22 protein-coding genes and 5 tRNA genes are annotated in these 19,166 nt (G+C 39.1%); 5 read left to right on the top strand and 22 right to left on the bottom strand.

Annotated features, from left to right (window positions below):
- Nucleotides 1-50: 50 nt before the first annotated feature.
- A complete protein-coding gene (locus tag ACTIEV_RS14610; protein WP_416194694.1) occupies nt 51-413 on the top strand; it encodes a thioredoxin family protein in 363 nt (120 codons plus the stop codon).
- 163 nt (nt 414-576) lie between these two features.
- Here the strand turns inward: ACTIEV_RS14610 and rplL are convergent, their stop codons facing one another.
- From rplL to ACTIEV_RS14575, 7 genes are all read right to left on the bottom strand, one after another.
- Nucleotides 577-951 carry a 50S ribosomal protein L7/L12 gene (rplL, locus tag ACTIEV_RS14605; protein ID WP_322197317.1) on the bottom strand — a complete coding sequence of 125 codons (375 nt, stop codon included), beginning with the start codon at nt 949-951 and terminating at the stop codon, nt 577-579.
- A gap of 122 nt (nt 952-1,073) precedes the next feature.
- Nucleotides 1,074-1,592, bottom strand: a complete 519-nt coding sequence (gene rplJ, locus ACTIEV_RS14600; RefSeq protein ID WP_322197318.1) for a 50S ribosomal protein L10 — start codon at nt 1,590-1,592, stop codon at nt 1,074-1,076.
- A gap of 42 nt (nt 1,593-1,634) precedes the next feature.
- A complete protein-coding gene (rplA, locus tag ACTIEV_RS14595) occupies nt 1,635-2,327 on the bottom strand; it encodes a 50S ribosomal protein L1 (protein ID WP_178889899.1) in 693 nt (230 codons plus the stop codon).
- 25 nt (nt 2,328-2,352) lie between these two features.
- Nucleotides 2,353-2,799 carry a 50S ribosomal protein L11 gene (gene rplK / locus ACTIEV_RS14590; RefSeq protein WP_178889898.1) on the bottom strand — a complete coding sequence of 149 codons (447 nt, stop codon included), beginning with the start codon at nt 2,797-2,799 and terminating at the stop codon, nt 2,353-2,355.
- A 297-nt stretch (nt 2,800-3,096) separates the two neighbouring features.
- Nucleotides 3,097-3,573: a DUF4920 domain-containing protein gene (locus tag ACTIEV_RS14585; RefSeq protein ID WP_322197319.1), complete on the bottom strand. Its 477-nt coding sequence runs from the start codon at nt 3,571-3,573 to the stop codon at nt 3,097-3,099.
- A 196-nt stretch (nt 3,574-3,769) separates the two neighbouring features.
- Complete coding sequence (locus ACTIEV_RS14580; protein ID WP_322197320.1) at nt 3,770-5,347, bottom strand: serine hydrolase domain-containing protein; 1,578 nt, start codon at nt 5,345-5,347, stop codon at nt 3,770-3,772.
- Nucleotides 5,340-6,509 carry a serine hydrolase domain-containing protein gene (locus ACTIEV_RS14575; protein WP_322197321.1) on the bottom strand — a complete coding sequence of 390 codons (1,170 nt, stop codon included), beginning with the start codon at nt 6,507-6,509 and terminating at the stop codon, nt 5,340-5,342. Before ACTIEV_RS14575 ends, ACTIEV_RS14580 begins: the two co-directional genes overlap by 8 nt.
- 202 nt (nt 6,510-6,711) lie before the next feature.
- On the opposite strand from ACTIEV_RS14575, the gene ACTIEV_RS14570 reads away from it, so the two are divergent.
- Both ACTIEV_RS14570 and ACTIEV_RS14565 read left to right on the top strand, forming a co-directional pair.
- A complete protein-coding gene (locus tag ACTIEV_RS14570) occupies nt 6,712-7,773 on the top strand; it encodes a sensor histidine kinase (protein ID WP_322197322.1) in 1,062 nt (353 codons plus the stop codon).
- Nucleotides 7,770-8,474, top strand: coding sequence for a LytR/AlgR family response regulator transcription factor (locus ACTIEV_RS14565; protein WP_322197323.1), 705 nt, complete (start codon nt 7,770-7,772; stop codon nt 8,472-8,474). The genes ACTIEV_RS14570 and ACTIEV_RS14565 overlap by 4 nt, the downstream gene beginning before the upstream one ends.
- Here ACTIEV_RS14565 and ACTIEV_RS14560 read toward each other — a convergent pair.
- Entirely contained in the window at nt 8,464-8,862 is a 399-nt protein-coding gene (locus ACTIEV_RS14560) for a DUF3703 domain-containing protein (RefSeq protein ID WP_322197324.1), read from the bottom strand. The two genes, ACTIEV_RS14565 and ACTIEV_RS14560, sit on opposite strands and share 11 nt — an antisense overlap.
- A 75-nt stretch (nt 8,863-8,937) precedes the next feature.
- Between ACTIEV_RS14560 and ACTIEV_RS14555 the strand changes: the two genes are divergently transcribed.
- Nucleotides 8,938-9,423 carry a YqgE/AlgH family protein gene (locus ACTIEV_RS14555; RefSeq protein ID WP_322197325.1) on the top strand — a complete coding sequence of 162 codons (486 nt, stop codon included), beginning with the start codon at nt 8,938-8,940 and terminating at the stop codon, nt 9,421-9,423.
- Here the strand turns inward: ACTIEV_RS14555 and ACTIEV_RS14550 are convergent.
- From ACTIEV_RS14550 to rpsU, 13 genes are all read right to left on the bottom strand, one after another.
- The gene (locus tag ACTIEV_RS14550) at nt 9,402-10,238 is read right to left on the bottom strand and encodes a VOC family protein (RefSeq protein WP_322197326.1); all 837 of its coding nucleotides are present in this window, start codon (nt 10,236-10,238) and stop codon (nt 9,402-9,404) included. The genes ACTIEV_RS14555 and ACTIEV_RS14550 overlap by 22 nt on opposite strands.
- Nucleotides 10,239-10,285: 47 nt before the next feature.
- Nucleotides 10,286-10,897 (bottom strand): hypothetical protein, encoded by a 612-nt coding sequence (locus tag ACTIEV_RS14545; RefSeq protein ID WP_322197327.1) that lies wholly within the window; start codon nt 10,895-10,897, stop codon nt 10,286-10,288.
- A gap of 130 nt (nt 10,898-11,027) precedes the next feature.
- On the bottom strand, nt 11,028-11,639 hold the full coding sequence (nusG, locus tag ACTIEV_RS14540; RefSeq protein ID WP_322197328.1) for a transcription termination/antitermination protein NusG: 612 nt from the start codon (nt 11,637-11,639) through the stop codon (nt 11,028-11,030).
- A gap of 6 nt (nt 11,640-11,645) precedes the next feature.
- Complete coding sequence (gene secE / locus ACTIEV_RS14535) at nt 11,646-11,840, bottom strand: preprotein translocase subunit SecE (RefSeq protein ID WP_178889891.1); 195 nt, start codon at nt 11,838-11,840, stop codon at nt 11,646-11,648.
- Between the two features lie 93 nt (nt 11,841-11,933).
- Nucleotides 11,934-12,005 (bottom strand) — tRNA-Trp (locus ACTIEV_RS14530).
- Nucleotides 12,006-12,132: 127 nt separating this feature from the next.
- Nucleotides 12,133-13,320 carry an elongation factor Tu gene (gene tuf / locus ACTIEV_RS14525; protein WP_322197329.1) on the bottom strand — a complete coding sequence of 396 codons (1,188 nt, stop codon included), beginning with the start codon at nt 13,318-13,320 and terminating at the stop codon, nt 12,133-12,135.
- Nucleotides 13,321-13,421: 101 nt separating this feature from the next.
- Nucleotides 13,422-13,493, bottom strand: a tRNA-Thr gene (locus tag ACTIEV_RS14520).
- 128 nt (nt 13,494-13,621) lie between these two features.
- Nucleotides 13,622-13,694: transfer RNA gene (locus tag ACTIEV_RS14515), tRNA-Gly, on the bottom strand.
- 71 nt (nt 13,695-13,765) lie between these two features.
- Nucleotides 13,766-13,848 (bottom strand) — tRNA-Tyr (locus ACTIEV_RS14510).
- Between the two features lie 43 nt (nt 13,849-13,891).
- Nucleotides 13,892-13,964: transfer RNA gene (locus tag ACTIEV_RS14505), tRNA-Thr, on the bottom strand.
- Between the two features lie 378 nt (nt 13,965-14,342).
- Entirely contained in the window at nt 14,343-14,642 is a 300-nt protein-coding gene (gene hpf / locus ACTIEV_RS14500) for a ribosome hibernation-promoting factor, HPF/YfiA family (protein WP_178888088.1), read from the bottom strand.
- Between the two features lie 397 nt (nt 14,643-15,039).
- Entirely contained in the window at nt 15,040-15,927 is an 888-nt protein-coding gene (locus tag ACTIEV_RS14495; RefSeq protein WP_322197330.1) for a tyrosine-type recombinase/integrase, read from the bottom strand.
- A 63-nt stretch (nt 15,928-15,990) separates the two neighbouring features.
- Entirely contained in the window at nt 15,991-16,188 is a 198-nt protein-coding gene (gene rpsU, locus ACTIEV_RS14490; protein ID WP_133475437.1) for a 30S ribosomal protein S21, read from the bottom strand.
- 181 nt (nt 16,189-16,369) lie between these two features.
- Between rpsU and ACTIEV_RS14485 the strand changes: the two genes are divergently transcribed.
- Complete coding sequence (locus ACTIEV_RS14485) at nt 16,370-16,960, top strand: riboflavin synthase (protein WP_322197331.1); 591 nt, start codon at nt 16,370-16,372, stop codon at nt 16,958-16,960.
- Nucleotides 16,961-17,055: 95 nt separating this feature from the next.
- On the opposite strand, the gene hscA is transcribed toward ACTIEV_RS14485, so the two are convergent.
- Entirely contained in the window at nt 17,056-18,912 is a 1,857-nt protein-coding gene (hscA, locus tag ACTIEV_RS14480) for a Fe-S protein assembly chaperone HscA (protein WP_322197332.1), read from the bottom strand.
- Between the last annotated feature and the right edge of the window lie 254 nt (nt 18,913-19,166).

Below are 19,166 nucleotides of genomic sequence, written 5' to 3'. Positions count from 1 at the left end.
AAATGGGAGGAAAAACAGAAAAATATTACCTTAGAAAACTCTAACTAAACGTGGCACTAAATTATGGGGAGCTTACAATTAAAAGCAACAAATACACGGTTTTATATTTTTGGTGGTCAGGCTGCATTCCTTGCCGACAGTTTCACAGAAAAGAAAAATCAAACTATCCATTGTTACGATCAAAGAATATCGAATTCATTTCCATTAATACAGACGATATTAAATTCAAATGGAAAGAAGCATCTAAAAAGGACAATATTGGATGGCTTAATCTGTTTGCTGGAAGATTTTCGCCCATAATACCTACATACGATATTCAAATTTTTCCAACCAAAATTGTGGTAAACAATAAGATGGAGATTATTCCTTTCAGTTTTAATAGCATGAAAGATCTTCTATTACTTGATCAATAGATATAATGAATGTAAGCCACTATTTACCACTAGTAATAGATACGCACCAATGAAGTATTCCATTATCAAAACTATCTAAGTAGCACAATCTTATATTAGAAACATAAATATAGCCGCTCCAAAGAGCGGCTATATTTTGTGGTTAACACTAAAGTGGGTGAAATTACTTCACTTCAACTTCAGCACCGGCTTCTTTCAGCTTAGCAACGATATCGTCAGCTTCAGCTTTAGAGATACCTTCTTTAACAGGCTTTGGTGCACCGTCAACCAGGTCTTTTGCTTCTTTCAGTCCAAGACCGGTCAATTCTTTAACGATCTTAACTACGTTCAGTTTGCTTGCACCACCGCTTACAAGTACAACATCAAAAGATGTTTTCTCTTCAGCAGCAGCAGCTCCACCGCCGTCACCAGCAGCAACTACCACTGCAGCAGCAGCTGGTTCAATACCGTAATCAGCTTTCAATACATCAGCTAATTCCTGAACTTCTTTTACTGTTAAGCCTACTAATGTTTCGGCTAATGCTTTTACGTCTGCCATTTTGTTTCAATTTTTTCCGGCTTCATATCCGCCTCAGGCGGATCCGTCGGATGGTTTAAAAAAATTTGATTTTTATTAAGTTGAGATACTGAAAATTCAATATCTCAGTTAATACATTTTAATTACTCAGCGCTTGCTGTAGTTTCAGCTTGCTTCTCGTGGTGGTGCAATAAAGCAGCCAATACACGCTTAGCAGGAGATTGTAACAATCCAATCACTTCACCGATCAATTCATTCTTCGTCTTGATCTGAGTCAATGCTTTCAGGTTGTTATCACCGGCATAAATATCACCGTTGATGAATGCTGCTTTCAATACAGGCTTTTCACCATTGCTTTCTTTGCGGAAAGAACTGATGATCAACGCTGGTTCTTTAGGATTCTCAGAGAACAACAATGCAGTTACATTGTGCAGAGAATCGTATACACCTGCATACTTTTCAGCATCCAGTGATTCCAAAGCCTTGCGGATCAAAGTGTTCTTAGCCACTTTCATTTCAACCTGCTTATTGAAGCAAGTACGGCGTAATTTAGATACCTGCTCTACTGTGAGAGACTCAGTATCAGTGATGTAGAAGTTATTGTATTGGGCGAATTTCTCTTTTAAGAGCTCAATCACCTCATTTTTTTGATCTTTTGTCATATCTGATCTTTTTTAATCTCGCCTCAGGCGAGACCAGGTAAATTAGTTCATTAATGATTTGGTGTCTAAAGAGATACCGGGGCTCATGGTGCTGGCCATGCTTACACCTTTCAGGTAAGTACCTTTAGATGAAGATGGTTTCAGTTTGATGATGGCATTGATCAGTTCAGCACTGTTCTCAGCAATCTTCTCAGGAGCAAATGATACACGTCCGATAGAAGCGTGAACGATACCTGCTTTATCCACCTTGAAAGCGATCTTACCACCCTTTACTTCATTTACCGCAGCTGCTACATCATTGGTAACAGTACCGGTCTTAGGGTTTGGCATCAGGTTACGAGGACCTAACACTTTACCTAACTTACCGATCTTTGGCATTACAGCCGGAGTAGCGATGATCACATCGATATCTGTCCAACCACCTTCGATTTTGGTGATGAACTCATCCAATCCTACGAAATCAGCGCCTGCTTCTTTTGCAGATGCTTCTTTATCAGGCGTACAGAGTACCAATACTTTTTTGGTCTTACCAGTACCGTGCGGTAATGATACAGTACCACGAACTTGCTGATCAGCTTTCTTAGGATCAACTCCTAAACGGATATGCAGATCAACAGAACTATCAAATTTGGTACAGTTAATTTCTTTTACAAGTGTAGATGCTTCCTTCAGGGAATAGGCTTTATTCTTATCCACCTTGGCTGCTGCTACTTTTCTTTTCTTAGTCAGTGACATTTTTTACAGTTTATAAGGTGAATAATTAATTGTTTTCCCAAGGGGCTTTACCATCTACTGTCAATCCCATACTGCGGGCAGTACCTGCTACCATGCTCATTGCACTGTTCAGGGTAAAAGCGTTCAGGTCAGACATCTTGTCTTTCGCGATTGCTTCAACCTGTTCCCAGGTAACTTTACCTACTTTCTGACGATTGCTTTCTTTAGATCCTTTCTGAATCTTAGCTGCTTCCATTAATTGAACTGCAGCAGGAGCGGTTTTGATGATGAAGTCGAAAGACTTATCAGCGTAAACAGTGATCAAAACAGGAACTACTTTTCCCATTTTGTCTTGGGTTCTAGCATTGAACTGCTTACAGAACTCCATGATGTTGATACCCTTCGAACCAAGGGCTGGACCTACGGGAGGTGCTGGGTTGGCTTGTCCGCCTTTAACCTGCAACTTCACATAGCCGGTGATTTCTTTGGCCATTGCTTTTTGATTTAATTGGTGATAACGTCTCGCCTTATGGCGGAACTCCCAAACTCAATCATTCTTTCGAAAAAAGAACTTTTGGGGCGGCAAAGGTAGGGAGAGGAGGGGGAATTTCAAAGAAAAAGAGCAGAAAAGCTGCGAGCTGCTAGCTACTAGCTTCTAGCTTTTAGTAAAAAAACCTATAAATAGTTGATAATCAACAAATAAAAAGGTGAGACATTACAATGCCCACCTTTTCATTCGTTGTCTAACACTGCAGTATTAGCTGGCAGCTAGGAGCTAGCAGCTTGCAGCTTATAACACCAATATCCCCGCCGCCTGAATCACGATCTCTTTCTTCGGCTCTGTGATCTTGGCAATTTCTTCTTTGCTTTTACCTGCATCTTCAGCATAATGCTTGAGTTGTTTAACGGATGTAGTGGTTAAAGTACCTACACCATCAATCACCACTTTCTTTCCATTGAGCACTACCGGCACCGCAAATTTGTGATCTTTCATTTTTACCATCAGGTTACCATTTGGTGATTCCACCTTGATCCAGCAACCCTCTTTCTGACATACTTCTTTTACGATACCAATGATCTTTCCTTCCAAAGGCTTACCATCCCCTTTTGACTCCAATAACTGCACATATTGCTCCATGCTTACTGCATTCTCTGCAGTCGTTACTTTACCAAAAGTGGCACCGGCATCAGCAGGTACTTGTGGTGGTTGGGCACTCAGGGTGTTTACAGCAAGAAATAGGGAAAAGGCGATCAATAACTTTTTCATACTACCTTAATTTATGATTTATGAATGAGGTAATTATATTGTAGATATAAAGATAAGATCATCTATTTTAAAGATGAGCGCCGTTGGTCACATTACCCATAATCCTTTCTTCCCCAGTTTTATATCATACTGAAATACATAAAAAGCTAAAAAAACAGATCATCATGGTTTTTGAACTAGATTCTGATATCATAAACTACTCTTCGTATATATTTTTTCTTTCTTCCGCTCCAAAACCTAGTGCCAATTCTTTGAGCTGATAGGTAATTCGACGGATAGGAATATCCCTATAATTTGATAGTACAATAACGGTCAAATCATCGTTACGGTAATAATGGAAATTGGAAATAAATCCATTCATAGTACCTCCATGTCTGATAAGGTCACCACTACCCTTTCTTTCCTGTAAACTTTGATAAGGCTGAATCCGGAATCCATAGCCATAATAACCCCAGTCTTTTCCTGCTCCATCGAACATGGCTGAGAGATTCTGGTCATTGATCAATTTTAATCGAGTCAGTTGGTTTTTCCACTTCAAAAGGTCGGCTGTTGTTGAATAGATATCTCCGGCTCCGAAAGCATAAGCAACCGAGTTATGTACCCTTCTAAATATCCCGTTTACAGTTCTATATCCTATTGCCCTGTTAACAGGTACATGTATCAACCTTTCTATACCCGTATTCTGCATCTGAGCCTGATTAAAGATGGCTTGTTGTAAATATTGCTGATAACTTGTGCCGGTTACTGCCTCAATCACCATAGCCAATAAAGCAAAATTGATATTCGTGTACTGGTATTTCTCACCCGGCTTAAAACTTCTTTTCGATGTATTGATAATCGCAAGTAATTCTGCCGGAGTGATGTCCATTATTTCATACTCAGTGAGCTTATCAAAACTGGTTTCAAGTCCGGATTGTTGTTTCATTAAGTAATGAATGGTTAATCCGTCTGCCAACTCTTTTTTCAAGTTGGGCAAGTAGGTGGCAATGGGTTCATGGAGGTCAACTTTTTTTTCTTCTACCAGTTTCATTACCGCAACTGCAACAAAAGATTTGGTCAATGACCCGATTAAAAATTGCGTGTGGATGGTATTGGGTATTCCCTTCTCAACATCAAACATTCCATATGCTGAATGATGTATCACGGAATCTCCTTTAGCCACTAGTACTGTTCCTTGGAAATGAGTTTGCTTGAGAATGGATTGCATATAGGTTTCCATCCTTTCGTTCTTAATTTCACGAATCACATGACTATCATCCGGTTCACGATTAATAGATTCCAGATCCATTGAAAATAAAACACTGGCAATTTTCCACGCGCCATTTTGTTTAATTAGTCCCCAGCTTTCTTTTCCCCAATTTCCTTTTTTACCATTACCCCAAAAACTATAATCAAAAGTTACAGACCCGATCGATTCATCTGATACAATCACAGGATTTCGAAATTTTTCTTCTTTAACCCCTGAAGCAGAAATAGCCCTGAACCATGTTTTATAGTCAGACACTTTGTATCCCAATGCTTTTTCATCTTTCTGTAATCGTTGTTTTTGGGTAGTTGGTTTCCACACACCCACCCATGTTACAGGAATATCGGCAAAGAATGAATACATACTAACTGAATCGCGGGTTTGAATGGCTTTCATAAAGTCACTTAAAAGTGAATGAATTGCTTTATGATCAGCAGAATAATTTTGTGAACTGCCGGCTACATGCATTCCAAATAATAAACATCCAACAATGCTGAGCCGACTAAAAATTGCATAGTATTTATTCATCGTATTTATTTTTTCTTTGACCAATAGCATATCCATAAACGAGTTCTTTTAATTTGAACGTGATGTCAAGGATTCGTAGGTTTCTATAATTATTTAAAAGAATAATTGTTAAATCATCTTTATCGTAGTAGTGATAATTCGCACAAAATCCATTCATCACGCCGCCATGCCTGATAAGTTTCCCCGGATCAGCAAGCGAATCAGCCCTCATGTATGATTGGGTGCGAAAGCCGTATCCATAATTCCCATTTGCCTTTACTCCACCATCAAATAACAGACCCATACTTTGCTTTGATAGCATCCAACCATGCTGTAATGCATAACCCCATGTGAACAAATCACCCACTGATGAATACATATCAGCAGTTGCATACGAATAAGAAATTAGATCTTCTATCCTCCCTACTGTGCCCTCTATAAGTCTATATCCATTTGCTTTGTATGGAGCAGGACTAAAAAGATGACTGATTCCTGTTGATGATAAATGCAAAGGTTTGAATATATTTTCTTTCATGTATTCCTCATAATTCTTTCTGGAAAGATTCTCTATGACCAGTCCTAACAACATAAAATTCAAGGATGATATTTCGAATTTTATACCCGGCTCACTACGCCTTTCTGTTTTATTGATCAGCGCAAGTAATTCCTTAGGGGTCAACTCCATTAACTGGTATTTGGTTACTGCATCAAGATTAGTTGCAAGTCCTGATCGATGTTTCAATAATAAATGAACATTTAATCCTTTGGCGAGGTCTTCTTTGAGTCCAGGTAGATAATTCTTTACAGGCTCAAAAAGGTTTAATCTACCAGCTTCTACCAATTGCATAATTGCAATACTTACAAATGATTTACTAAGCGATCCAAGCAGGTACTGTGTTCTAAAATTGATCGGTTTATTTTTTTCCCGATTACTATTGCCATATACGGCCTTATGAATAATGGCATTACCCTTTACGATGAGGGCTACTCCCTGGAAATGGGATGTATCTGCAAGACTTTTCAGGTATTGATGTATTTCTTCATGCAGTACTTCTTTTGTATTATTGACCTGTTTTATAATACCGATTGAATGTATATTTTTTAGATCACCATTATAACGAGAAGATTGCCCACTCGCCTTGCTTGCTAATAAAAGGAATATAAACACACGAAAAATAGACATGGATACTCTTGTTTTGACAAATCTCCGTATCTAGCTCACTGTGATTTCAGCATATTCTTCGAAACAGCTGATATTGAAGACAAACAAAGTTTATTCAATTGATCAACCTAAATGATCATTTTGTATTGGATTTCCGCTATTTCGTCTATAATGACTAACTAGACAATAACATTTTTTTATTTTTATAAATATCACCTATCCAATGAAATTGAAAAAAGGAAACAGATTCTTACTACATCTTCTATTCTGGCTGATCATTTATATTGTATACCTTACTCAATATCTGTTCGATGAAAGATCGGATACACTTAGACATCAATTCAGCACATTTGACAGGGGACTTACCGTATTTTTTCACCTGCTGGCGGTAATAGCTGCCAGTTATTTTAGCACAATTAGAGTACTCCCATTCCTTCTCGATAAAAAAAGAGTCATACGTGGAATTATTGAACTATGCGCGGGTATTTATATCATTGCAATATGTAGTAGACTTTCAATTATATATATACTAGAACCAATACTAGGGGAAAGTTTTGGAGATCAGGAGTCTATGCTGCAAATAGTTAGTCAGCTATCAATACTAGTCAAGTACTATATCATCAGTATTATTTCAGGAGCACTTCCATTTATCATTTTTTATCTATTAATTGACAGGCAACGTATTTTGAGAAAACATGCTGAGATTGAAAAAGAAAAAATCAGAGCCAAACTTGATGTGCTCAAAGCGCAGATAAATCCACACTTTTTATTCAATACACTCAATAATATTTACTCACTCGCAATTCAGCAGTCTGTTGAAACAGCCCCAACCATCGACAGGCTTTCTCAGCTACTCGATTATTTGTTGTATCGGTGTAATGAAAACCACGTTTCATTAGATAACGAAATTCAGTTCCTCAGAAATTATCTGGATCTAGGCAAACTAAGATTTGGAGATCGCTTGAGTATACATTTTTTGTACACAAAAGACCAATCTTATTCTATTCCACCACTGCTTTTGGTACCTATCATTGAAAATATGTTTAAACATGGAGCAGAACAAACAACAGGACCTATCGTATTCAGTATCACATTAAAAGCTGAAAACAATCAATTAACTTTAGATACCAGTAATAATTTTATATCTGGTGAAAATAAAGATACGGGTATAGGCTTGTTAAATCTCAAGCAAAGACTTGATATCTTGTTTCCCGATCGTTATTTATTAAGCGTGCTGGAGAAATATGAAATCTTTGAAGTAAAAATGCAGGTTCCACTTATATGAATGCAACATGTTTAATTGTAGATGATGAACCCCTAGCAATTCAATTATTGCAGAAGCATGTTTATGAATCGGGTTTGCTGGAACTGAAGGGGTCTTGTTCAAATGCTATGGAAGCCAGTGCTTTCCTTAGAACAAATAAAGTCGATTTACTCTTCCTTGATATACAGATGCCTAAATTGACTGGCATAGAATTACTCAGAATGTTGAAGCCTGCACCATATGTGATTTTTACGACTGCTTATCGGGATTATGCATTAGATGGCTACGAACTAGATGTCGTAGATTATTTATTAAAACCGATCAGCTTTGAGCGTTTTATGGCTTCTGTAGAAAAATTTTATAGAAGGTGGAATAGCAGCGACATAACAGAAGTTTCGCATAATCATTCAGCACCACAACAACTATTGCTTCAATCAGGAATAAAAACATATCAAGTGAATGAAGCAGATATTGTTTTGATTGAAAGTCTTAAAGATTATATCCGAATTCATTTTACAGATGGGAAAAAGCTCATGATCAAATACAAGATCGGACAATTAGAACTTGAACTTTCTGCTAATTTTCTGCGTGTGCATAAATCATTTATTGTACATAAAAACAGAATTACTGTATTTGGTAATCAATCCGTAGAATTGGGAGAAATATCGGTTCCTGTAGGCAACCATTACAAATCTTTTGTAGAACAGCTGCTTAAAAAGTAGCAGTATATTCATCAGGGATAGCCACACCTGCTTTCTTGAATATTTCCTTTATTTCTTGTTGGATAGGCATCGATCGCATAGGCGGAACATTAGCACCTCCCGTATTCCCTACTGGTATTGTTCCTACAAATGATTTGACTCCTCCTACCAATAAACGCGGTATTTGACCCAGTATCTCTTTTACACTTTTGATCTTACATCCAAAAATTAACATTTTCCAATGCACCAGACTATGCTGATAAGGATACGCTTGTCCAATCACATGCGCTCTTTCCAACTGATGCCATGCTTCTATAAGATTCTTTTGTAGCATTGCTTTAGTATAAAGACCTAATGCCTCTTTAAAAAAAGGCTGAAGTGAAACAGGCATTCGCGTAGAGAATTGCATTCCGGTGGATTGATGAACTACTAAATTACAGTATCCGATAAAGAATTCCAGTATTTTTGATCGATCATCTTTATTATGGAGAATACTTCATTATTAGGTAAAATCATTATCAGCACACCTGATAACAACGATCCCAATTTCGTTCAAACACCCATCCTATTGGTTGAGCATAACGATAGAGGTGCAGTAGGCTTTGTTCTTCACTTCCCATTGAAGCGAAATCTGAATGAGCTGAGTGAGTTTACCCATTACCCTCCTATCCCAATTTATATTGGCGGACCGGTAGATCAAGAACATCTTTTCTTTTTACATCGCCGTCCGGATTTAATAGATGATGGTACGCATATCATGGACGGAATCTATTATGCCGGTAACTTTCAACAAGTATTGATGCACTTACAAGATCAAACACTCACAGAAAAAGATATTCGCTTGTTCATTGGTTATGCCGGATGGGATTCACAGCAATTAGAAGAGGAGATCAAAGAAGGAAGTTGGATCGTTTCGGAGTATCCAGCTTCTTATGTCTTTGATGAAGCTCAAGCATCCAATAAAGTCTGAATATCGAACTTTTGCATTTTTAAAAAAGCTTGTACAACACGAGGCCCTTTGTCAGGATCACTCATCAGTTGAGGAAGAATGGATGGAACAATTTGCCAAGAAACACCAAACTCATCTACCAGCCAACCACACATATCATAACGACCGTTCTTTCCTAACGCTTCCCAGAAGGCATCGATCTCTTCCTGTGTATCACATTCCACCACGAAAGAATTACCGGGTGAAAAATCATAATCATGTTGCAGCGTACTACTCATGGCATTCATAATAAAACCATTGAGTTTGAATTGTGCAAATAACAAACTACCGTTGGGCATACCTGCTTCCGGAGGATATGGCATATCCATCAATAGCATAGATGGTTTGAATATAGCAGTATACTTCTCTCTTACTTCATGTACTTTGCCATTCTTTTGATTAACGAATAAGAGATTTGGTACAATCTTTTGTTGACTATTAATGGCTTCTACATCTAATTGCCAATTCACACCAAAACGATCTTCGATCCAGGCATAACGTGGACTCCAATCATATTTGTCCAATGGCATCAAAATCTTACCCCCCTCTTTCAATGCATCATACAATCGATTGATCTCTGTTTCCGCTTCACAATACACGAAATAAGAAACAGCAGGTGTAGGAGCATATTTGGGTCCGCCGTTTAAGAGCATAAAAGAAATTCCTCCTGCCGAAAAGCGGGTAGCCATTGGATTTGACTCCAATAATTTTGCATCATTAAATAGTGAACAATAAAAAGCAGCAGCTTCTTGCGCATTATTATTGAACCAAATACAAGGATAAATAGGCATTGACATAACAGATGAAGATTCAAGAATGAAGATACAAGGAACAAGTTAGAAAATTATTTCCCAATCAGTATCCCGTATTTAGAAGGAATTGCGACCCCATTAAATCCATTGGTTAATCCATACATCAAAATAGATACTGTTACAAATCCAACGATTATAATTAACCTAGACTGTTTTCTTGCATCTCTATTTCTTTCTTTCATCTTCCTGTAATGAACAGATGCAATATGAGCAAAGAAGGAAAAAATAGCCAATGAATAATAAGGGATAAAAAAAAGATTGAATGGAAATTGATTCAGTCCCGCTGCCCCAAAATAAAAATTGGTATCGAGTTTTAAAATGAATCTACCGACCATTACCGCTGATAGATGGATCACAAAAAATATCGCTAAGTACAACCCTGACCATAATTGCAGCTTTTCATAAAATCCTTTTGCGATTTTGAATCTTGATCGACAGAGTTGAATACCGGAGAAAATTTGTGCGCTGGCTGCGCTTAACAAAAGTATTTCTGCAAAAATATTTCGATAAACTTTTCTCAACTGTGTCATTACTTCAATATGCTTTTCGATACCCATCAAGCTAACTGCATGATTGGCCAGATGAAGTGATACAAACAAGGCGATCGTTATACCGGAATAATAATGAATTCTTCGAGTAAGCATAGGTTCTAAGGGTTAAACAGGATATTTCGAAGGTACTCAACTTGCTAAAAAGACAACTACCACTCATGTAGACACAAAGAAAAAGGCCATCCGTAATGGATAGCCTTCAAATATTTTGCAAAGAAAAATCTTAGCTTAATTTTTCAACCTGCATATAATTCAATTCTACAGGTGTAGAGCGACCAAAGATCTTTACTGTTACTTTCAACTTCTTCTTCTCATCATTCACTTCTTCGATGACGCCGTTGAAGTCGTTGAACGGACCTTCAATGATCTTAATGGTTTCGCCAATGATGAATGGTTCACTCATAGTAACACCCTGATCATTCATTTCATCTACCTTACCAAGCATCTTGTTGACTTCACTCTTACGGAGAGAAATGATATTGCCTTTAGAACCTTTACCATCTGTCAGGAAGTGCATTACGTTGCTGATATTACTGATATGCTGCACCATGTCATCATTCAGTTTACCATCTAATACTTCCATCATTACGTAGCCGGGGAAATAGTTTTTTTCGCGCATTACTTTTTTACCGTTCTGCACTTTGTATACTTTTTCCATTGGAAGGAAGATCTGCTTAATCACTTCTTGCCAGCCGCTGCGAATGATATCTTTATCAAGATACTCTTTTACCTTACGCTCTTTACCACTCACCACACGCAAAACGTACCACTTGGTATTATCCTGTGGCGCTTCTGTGGTTTCAACAGTGATATTATCGACTACTGATGCTTCCATGTTCTGTTACTTGAATAATGAATAAACCAGTTTCAGCAACTGATTGCTGGAGAAATCCATCACCCAAACCAATGCGGTGATGATCACAGTAGCTACCAGTACAATAACGGTACTCTGCTGGAGTTGTAACCAAGTAGGCCAAGTCACTTTCTCCATCAGTTCCTGATAGCTTTCTTTGAAGTATGTGGTGATTTTGTTCATGTTCTTATGTTTATGGTCCATGGTCGATAGTCCATGGTAAAACCGAGTTTCCTGACCATGGTCTATGGTCTATTAACCATCAACTAATTTCAGCACGGGCACTAGGATTCGAACCCAGATCAAAGGTTTTGGAGACCTCTATACTAACCGTTGTACTATGCCCGTAGAACCCCAACCCCTAAAGGGGAAAGGTCTTTTTTATTAACTACAAAGTACTTAGCGAACTAAGTACTTTGCGGTTATAAAGGTAATAAACTTTTCCGACATCCCCTTTAGGGGACAAGGGGTAAGCTTATTTGATGATTTCAGTAACCTGACCGGCACCTACTGTACGTCCACCTTCGCGGATAGCGAATTTCAGACCTTTCTCCATCGCGATTGGCTGGATCAATTTAACAGTAAGGTTGATATTATCACCAGGCATTACCATTTCAGTTCCTTCTGGCAAAGTAACTTCACCAGTTACGTCAGTAGTACGGAAATAGAACTGAGGACGGTACTTGTTGAAGAATGGAGTGTGACGTCCGCCTTCTTCTTTGCTCAGTACGTAAACCTCACCTTTGAAGTCAGTGTGTGGAGTGATAGAACCTGGCTTACAGATTACCATACCACGACGGATATCTTTCTTTTCAATACCGCGGAGCAACAGACCGGCGTTATCACCAGCTTGTCCTTCATCCAACAGTTTTTTGAACATTTCAACACCAGTTACAGTAGAAGAAAGAGGAGCATCCATCAAACCAACGATTTCAACACCTTCGCCTACTTTAATGATACCACGCTCGATACGACCTGTTGCTACTGTACCACGACCAGTGATCGAAAATACATCTTCTACAGACATCAGGAATGGCATATCTACTGGACGTGGAGGCAATGGAATGTAAGTATCTACAGCTTCCATCAGCTCTTCAACGCATTTAACCCATTTTTCTTCACCAGCCAAAGCACCAGTTGCAGAACCTTTGATGATTGGAGTGTTATCACCGTCGAATCCATAAGAAGACAACAGTTCACGGATCTCCATTTCAACCAGTTCCAATAATTCTACGTCATCAACAAGGTCAACCTTGTTCATGAATACTACGATACGAGGTACACCTACCTGACGAGCAAGCAGGATGTGTTCTTTCGTTTGTGGCATCGGACCATCGGTAGAAGCCACTACCAAGATTGCACCATCCATCTGGGCAGCACCGGTAATCATATTCTTCACATAGTCAGCGTGACCTGGACAGTCAACGTGCGCATAGTGACGGTTAGCAGTTTGATATTCTACGTGAGCAGTATTGATAGTGATACCACGCTCTTTTTCTTCAGGAGCGCCATCGATCTCATCATACTTCTTAGCCTGTGCCAGACCTTTCTTAGATAAGATGTCCGTAATAGCAGCAGTCAGGGTGGTTTTACCGTGGTCAACGTGACCAATGGTACCAACGTTTACGTGAGGTTTCTCCCTCTTAAAGGTCTCTTTAGACATTTTTATCGGTTTTTAGTTGTGTTTTAAAAATCTAAGGCTTTCGCCACTTGTTTATTTATTGTTTATCCGCCTCGGCGAATCACTTTTCATACATCACTTTGAGCCGTTAGTGAGAATCGGACTCACGACCTCTTCCCTACCAAGGAAGTGCTCTACCACTGAGCTACAACGGCTTGTTTTTTGTCAGCTGTTGTCTTTTTTAAAGAACTCACGACCTTCCCGATTTACATCGGGATGCTCTACCACTGAACAACAACGGCTTGTTTTTTTGTCAGCTGTTGTTTCTTTAAAGAACTAAAAGAGCGGGAGACCAGGCTCGAACTGGCCACCTATAGCTTGGAAGGCTATCGCTCTACCAAATGAGCTACTCCCGCTTAAGTCTTTTTCAAATGCTTTCAAGAACTTTTGAATGCTGCAGCAATGATATCATTACTACTTTATTCCGTGGGCAGGAGAGGATTCGAACCTCTGAAGTCGAAAGACAGCGGATTTACAGTCCGCCCCATTTGGCCGCTCTGGAACCTGCCCTTTTCATTTGCTTAAGACCGAAATCAAAAGCATAATGAAAATGAGCCGAAGATGGGACTCGAACCCGCGACCTGCTGATTACAAATCAGCTGCTCTACCAGCTGAGCTACTTCGGCTTGTTTTACCTAATCATTCAGCAATAGTTTGTTTAAAGGTCCGCGACCTTCCCGATTTACATCGGGATGCTCTACCAACTGAGTTAATTGGTTTTTTATTTTAAAAGCGGTCATTTCGAGCGGCAAAAAATCCAATTCTCTGACCAGCTTTTTGGTATAGAAAAAACAAAGAACTACCCTTTTTTGGGATGGCAAAGGTAATGGAAAACTTTATTCAGCAAAATTTTGATTGGAATTTTTTCGGGTAGTTATTAACAAGTTGGGAAAGCTGCAAGCTGCAAGCCATACGCTGCAAGATTTTGAGTGCCCCATGCAGCTTGAAGCTTACAGCTTGCAGCATAAAAAAACCCCGGCTTTTAACCAGGGTTCATAAAGTTTTTAGGCTGCTAATTTTTCTTTTTTTCGTTTGATCTGTGATACAATGGATTCCATGGCTGAGTCAAATGACTCTTCGAATGACTTTGAGGAGGCTTTCACAAAAAAATCATGCCTCGGAACATGCACTCTTATCTCCACGATTTTGTCTTTGATCGTATGCACCACATTGTCCAGTTTCAAAAACACATCAGCTTTCAGAATTCGATCATGAAAGGTGTTCAACTTTTGGAGTTTACGTGAAACATACTCTACCAATTTGTCATCTGCATCAAAGTGCACTGTTTGAATGTTAACGTTCATAGCAACTCACGTTTAATCGGTGAAAAAATTATTTAAAAGAACTTATTTGCTGAGGTTATTGAACGGATTTCCGTGTTTCTTTTCAGTAACTACAAGTTAATCTTTTATACCGATAAAAAGAAGAAAAAAATCAGGATTTTTTGAGGAAAATAAAAGTTGACAGTTGATAGTTGACAGTTGACAGGAATTCAAGGTTTTAGGTATGAGGATGGAAGTGATTTGTGGGGGATAGCGAATGGTTCATAGCTAATGGCGTATAGTCTATAGACGATGGTCGATGGTCCATTGTCCATAGTCCATGGTAGATAGTGTGTAAGGAAGGGGATTGGACGAGTCAGATGCTACTCACTATTCGCCATGAACCATAAGCTATAGCCCATGGACCATGGACCACGCCTCAAGCCTTCGGGTGCGCCTTTTTAAACACTTCTTTCAGCTTTTCAATCGTATTGTGTGTGTATACCTGCGTGGCTGCCAGACTGCTATGACCTAATAATTCTTTTACAGCATTCAAATCTGCTCCATTGTTCATCAGGTGTGTGGCAAAACTGTGTCGGAGAATATGTGGACTTTTTTTCTGTATGGTGGTAACAGCTGTCAAATGCTGTTTTACAAAGGCATACACTTGTCTGGGTTGCAGCGATTTCCCCTTTTCTGTTTGAAACAACTTGGTACCGGCTACAGGCTTGTCTTTGATATAATCTTGCAAGGCTTTTACCAGTTCCTGTGAAACTGGAATGATCCTTTCTTTATTCCCTTTTCCCAAAACTTTAATCTGAGATAAAGAAGCATCTAACTGCGATTCTTTTAACCCGATCAACTCACTCAAACGCATACCGGTACTATAAAACAACTGCATGACCAATTTTTCGGTTCTCCCCTTCCAATCATCTGAAAATTCAACATGATCAAATAAGGTCTTGATATCCTTTTCTTCAACAAATACAGGTAAACGCTTATTCAACTTCGGAGATACAATGGTGGTCATGGGCGACTGGGCAATGACGCCATTTTTTAACTGGTATTTGAAAAAAGACTTTAACGCGGAGATTTTTCGATTCAGACTTCGGCTTTCCATCCCTTCTTCTTTCATTTCAGCCAACCAGCTGCGAATATACATGGGGCTGATCTCCGAAACGGAAGGACTATCAAATTGACTAGACAGGTAAGCAAAAAATTGCTCCAGATCGGTTTGATAAGAAATAAGGGTATGTTGGGAATAACGCTTCTCAAAGCGCAGATGATCCAAAAAGGTTTGTATGGCTGGATAGACAGGTTGAGACATAAAAAAAGTAGCCTAAAGTTACAAAACTCAGGCTACTGAATATATTCGGATGAAAGAAGGTGATTATCCCTCGATCTTGCCGCTAGCGATTTGCTGCTTATAGATAGCTTTCAACACCTCACCACGACGTCTAACAGACGGCTTAGTGAATGCCTGACGCTCTCTCAATTGTAACAATACCTTACTCTTTTCGAATTTTTTCTTGTACTTCTTGAGTGCCTTGTCGATGTTTTCGCAATCTTTTGAATCAATAATAAGCATAACGATTATACCTCCTCGGGTGTTTTTTAGGAGTGCAAAGATAGAGATATCAGAATAAATATGCAAATCCTTTTGAAATTTTTGATGTCTGATTTCTTGATTTCTTGATTTTTGGTTCAGCTTTTTGATGAAATCAAGAAATCAAAGATCAAAAAATCAAAGATCCATCTACCTTGCAGCCATGTTTACAGGAATCATAGAATCTATTGGAAAAGTTGTTTCACTCGAGAAAAACGGCTCCAATATCAGTTTTTGGATAGCATCCCCTATTTCAGGTGAATTAAAAATCGACCAAAGTGTAAGTCATGAAGGGGTATGTCTTACCGTTGATCAATTGGCCAGCGGACAACACAGGGTAACAGCGATTGAGGAAACCCTCAAAAAGACCAATCTGTCCCATTGGCAATCTGATACTGTGGTAAATCTGGAAAGATGTATGTTGATGAATGGGCGTTTGGATGGACATATTGTTCAGGGACATGTAGACTGTACTGCTACTTGTATAGAGCGAAAAGAGCTTTCGGGTAGCTGGGAATTCCGCTTCCAGATACCTGAATCTTACGCCCACCTGATTATCGAGAAAGGATCTATTTCTGTGAATGGAACCAGTTTAACCTGTTTTGACATTACCCATAACAGCTTCAAGGTAGCTATCATCCCCTATACTTTTGAACATACCAGCATACAAGAAGTAAAAGAGGATACTGTGGTGAATATTGAGTTTGATATTTTGGGAAAGTATATTGAGAGAATGAGGCAGATGAGAAAGTAATGGCTAAAAAGTCAAAAATCAAAAGTCAAAATTAAAAAGGCAGGCTACAATCACAATTTTGACTTTTTACTTTTGATTTTTGATTTTTTAGTTCATTACAGCGTCTTTCCCTTCAACGCAGCCCCTACGGCCTGGTCCATTGCCCTCTCTGCAAAAGGCCTGGTTATTTCATTTAACTCTTCTATCTTATTCTGTATCAAGTTTTTATCCTCCATTGTCAATGCCAATTGTAGGGCTTGCATGGCATTAGCGGTAGTCAGCATTTCTTCCTTGGTCATTAGATCCGGGTTTTTAGCGATGAACTTCTCCGTTACGCCCAGTATCTGTTCTCCTTCCGTTCTTGCTTCTACCAAGGCTCTTGTTACCATATCGTCCTTAGCATGTGTAAGGCTATCCAATAACATTTGCTCTACTTCCTGGTCTGTTAATCCATATTGAGGTTTTACTTCAATACTTTGCTCTACTCTACTTCGTAACTCTTTGGCTTTCACTATTAATATGCCATCTGCATCAATTAAAAATTGAACATCTACCTTGGGTAAACCGGCGGGCATTCCGGGAATACCGGTTAGATTAAATTCTGCCAGTTTACGGTTGTCTTTTACCAGATCACGCTCACCCTGGAATACGGAAATACGCATACCGCTCTGTCCATCCTTTTGGGTGGTATACTGCCTGCCCACCCTTGTCGGGATTTTAGAATTTCTAGGAATCAATACATCCATCAAACCACCCATGGTTTCAATACCCAAGCTCAAAGGGGTAATATCCAACAGCAAGAAATCAGTATTGTTTCCCGCCAAAATATCCGCCTGAACTGCTGCACCCAGTGCTACCACTTCATCCGGATTCACTTCATCATTTACCGGCTTGCCGAAGAACGAGCTTACCGCATCTTTTACTGCAGGTACACGGGTACTTCCACCTACCATTACAATCGTATCAATATCCTTGCTTGTAAGTCCGGCATCCGCCATGGCTTTTTTACAACAGTCCATGGTTCGATCGATCAAGGGTTGAATCAAGCTATTAAACTCGTCTCTGGTAATACTCAATAAATCTCCATTCAACTCAGCATCAAAGCGATCATGATCACTTAACCACTTCTTCGCTTCTTCAGCCTTTAATCGAAATGATTGAGATAATATTTTATTGAATTTCAATTCATTATAATCTATACCTACTTTTTTAATCCAATGTTGAACAATCGCCCTATCCAGATCATCACCTCCCAAGTAGGTATCTCCATGTGTACTCAGCACTTCAAAAATACCATTGGAGATTTTCAAAATGGAAATATCAAAAGTGCCGCCTCCCAGGTCGTAAACAGCAATGGTTTTCTCTTCAGTTTTATTTACGCCCAAGCCATAGGCCAAACTGGCCGCCGTGGGTTCATTGATAATTCGCAATACATCCAATCCGGCCAGCTTACCCGCATCACGGGTGGCTTGTCTTTGCGCATCATTGAAATAAGCAGGAACAGTTATCACCGCCTTGGTGACAGGAGTCTTTAATATATGTTCAGCACGCTGCTTTAACTCCTTGAGAATGAAAGAAGAAAGATCAATGGGAGAATAAAATTTATCGCCTACCTGAACTTTAACTAAACTCTCGGTATCATCATCAATTACTTTGTAGGTAAACAGATCGGCATGCTCTTTTACGTCACGATAGCTTTTTCCCATCAATCTTTTTGCACTAAAAATGGTATTGGCGGGATCGGTTTCGAGGTACTGCTTGGCCCCTTCTCCTACTTCAGGATTACCAAAAGCATCAAAGTGAACAACACTTGGGACCAGACTGCTGGTATTAAACTCCTTAAGAGCTACCGGCACTTTACTTTCCGGATGGATAATGGCCACCAAACTATTGGTGGTTCCCAAATCGATCCCAACAATCATTTCAGCCTGTTGTAAACTACCCGTTGCAATATTGATCCCAATCTTTGCCATTATTCCAAATTTGAACCGCAAAAATACGCCTTAAGGAACAGAGAAATGAGGAACGGAGGAATGAGGAATCAGAAAGTATCGGAAATCATAAATGGGGTGCTTGGGAGGTACAAGGTATTAGGTGCTAGATACTGGGTCATCGGGTTATCAGGATATCGGGCGACTGGGCATAGTTACTAATTAATTCAAGTTGCTAGTTAAGGCGTGAGTTTGTTCAGTGTAAAAGCCAGAATAAACATCACCAATTTCAATAA

Origin of the sequence: Sediminibacterium sp. (assembly GCF_051861365.1) — a bacterium.
In the GTDB taxonomy this organism is placed as follows: Bacteria; Bacteroidota; Bacteroidia; order Chitinophagales; family Chitinophagaceae; genus Sediminibacterium.
This window is presented reverse-complemented; position numbering and strand designations above follow the sequence as displayed.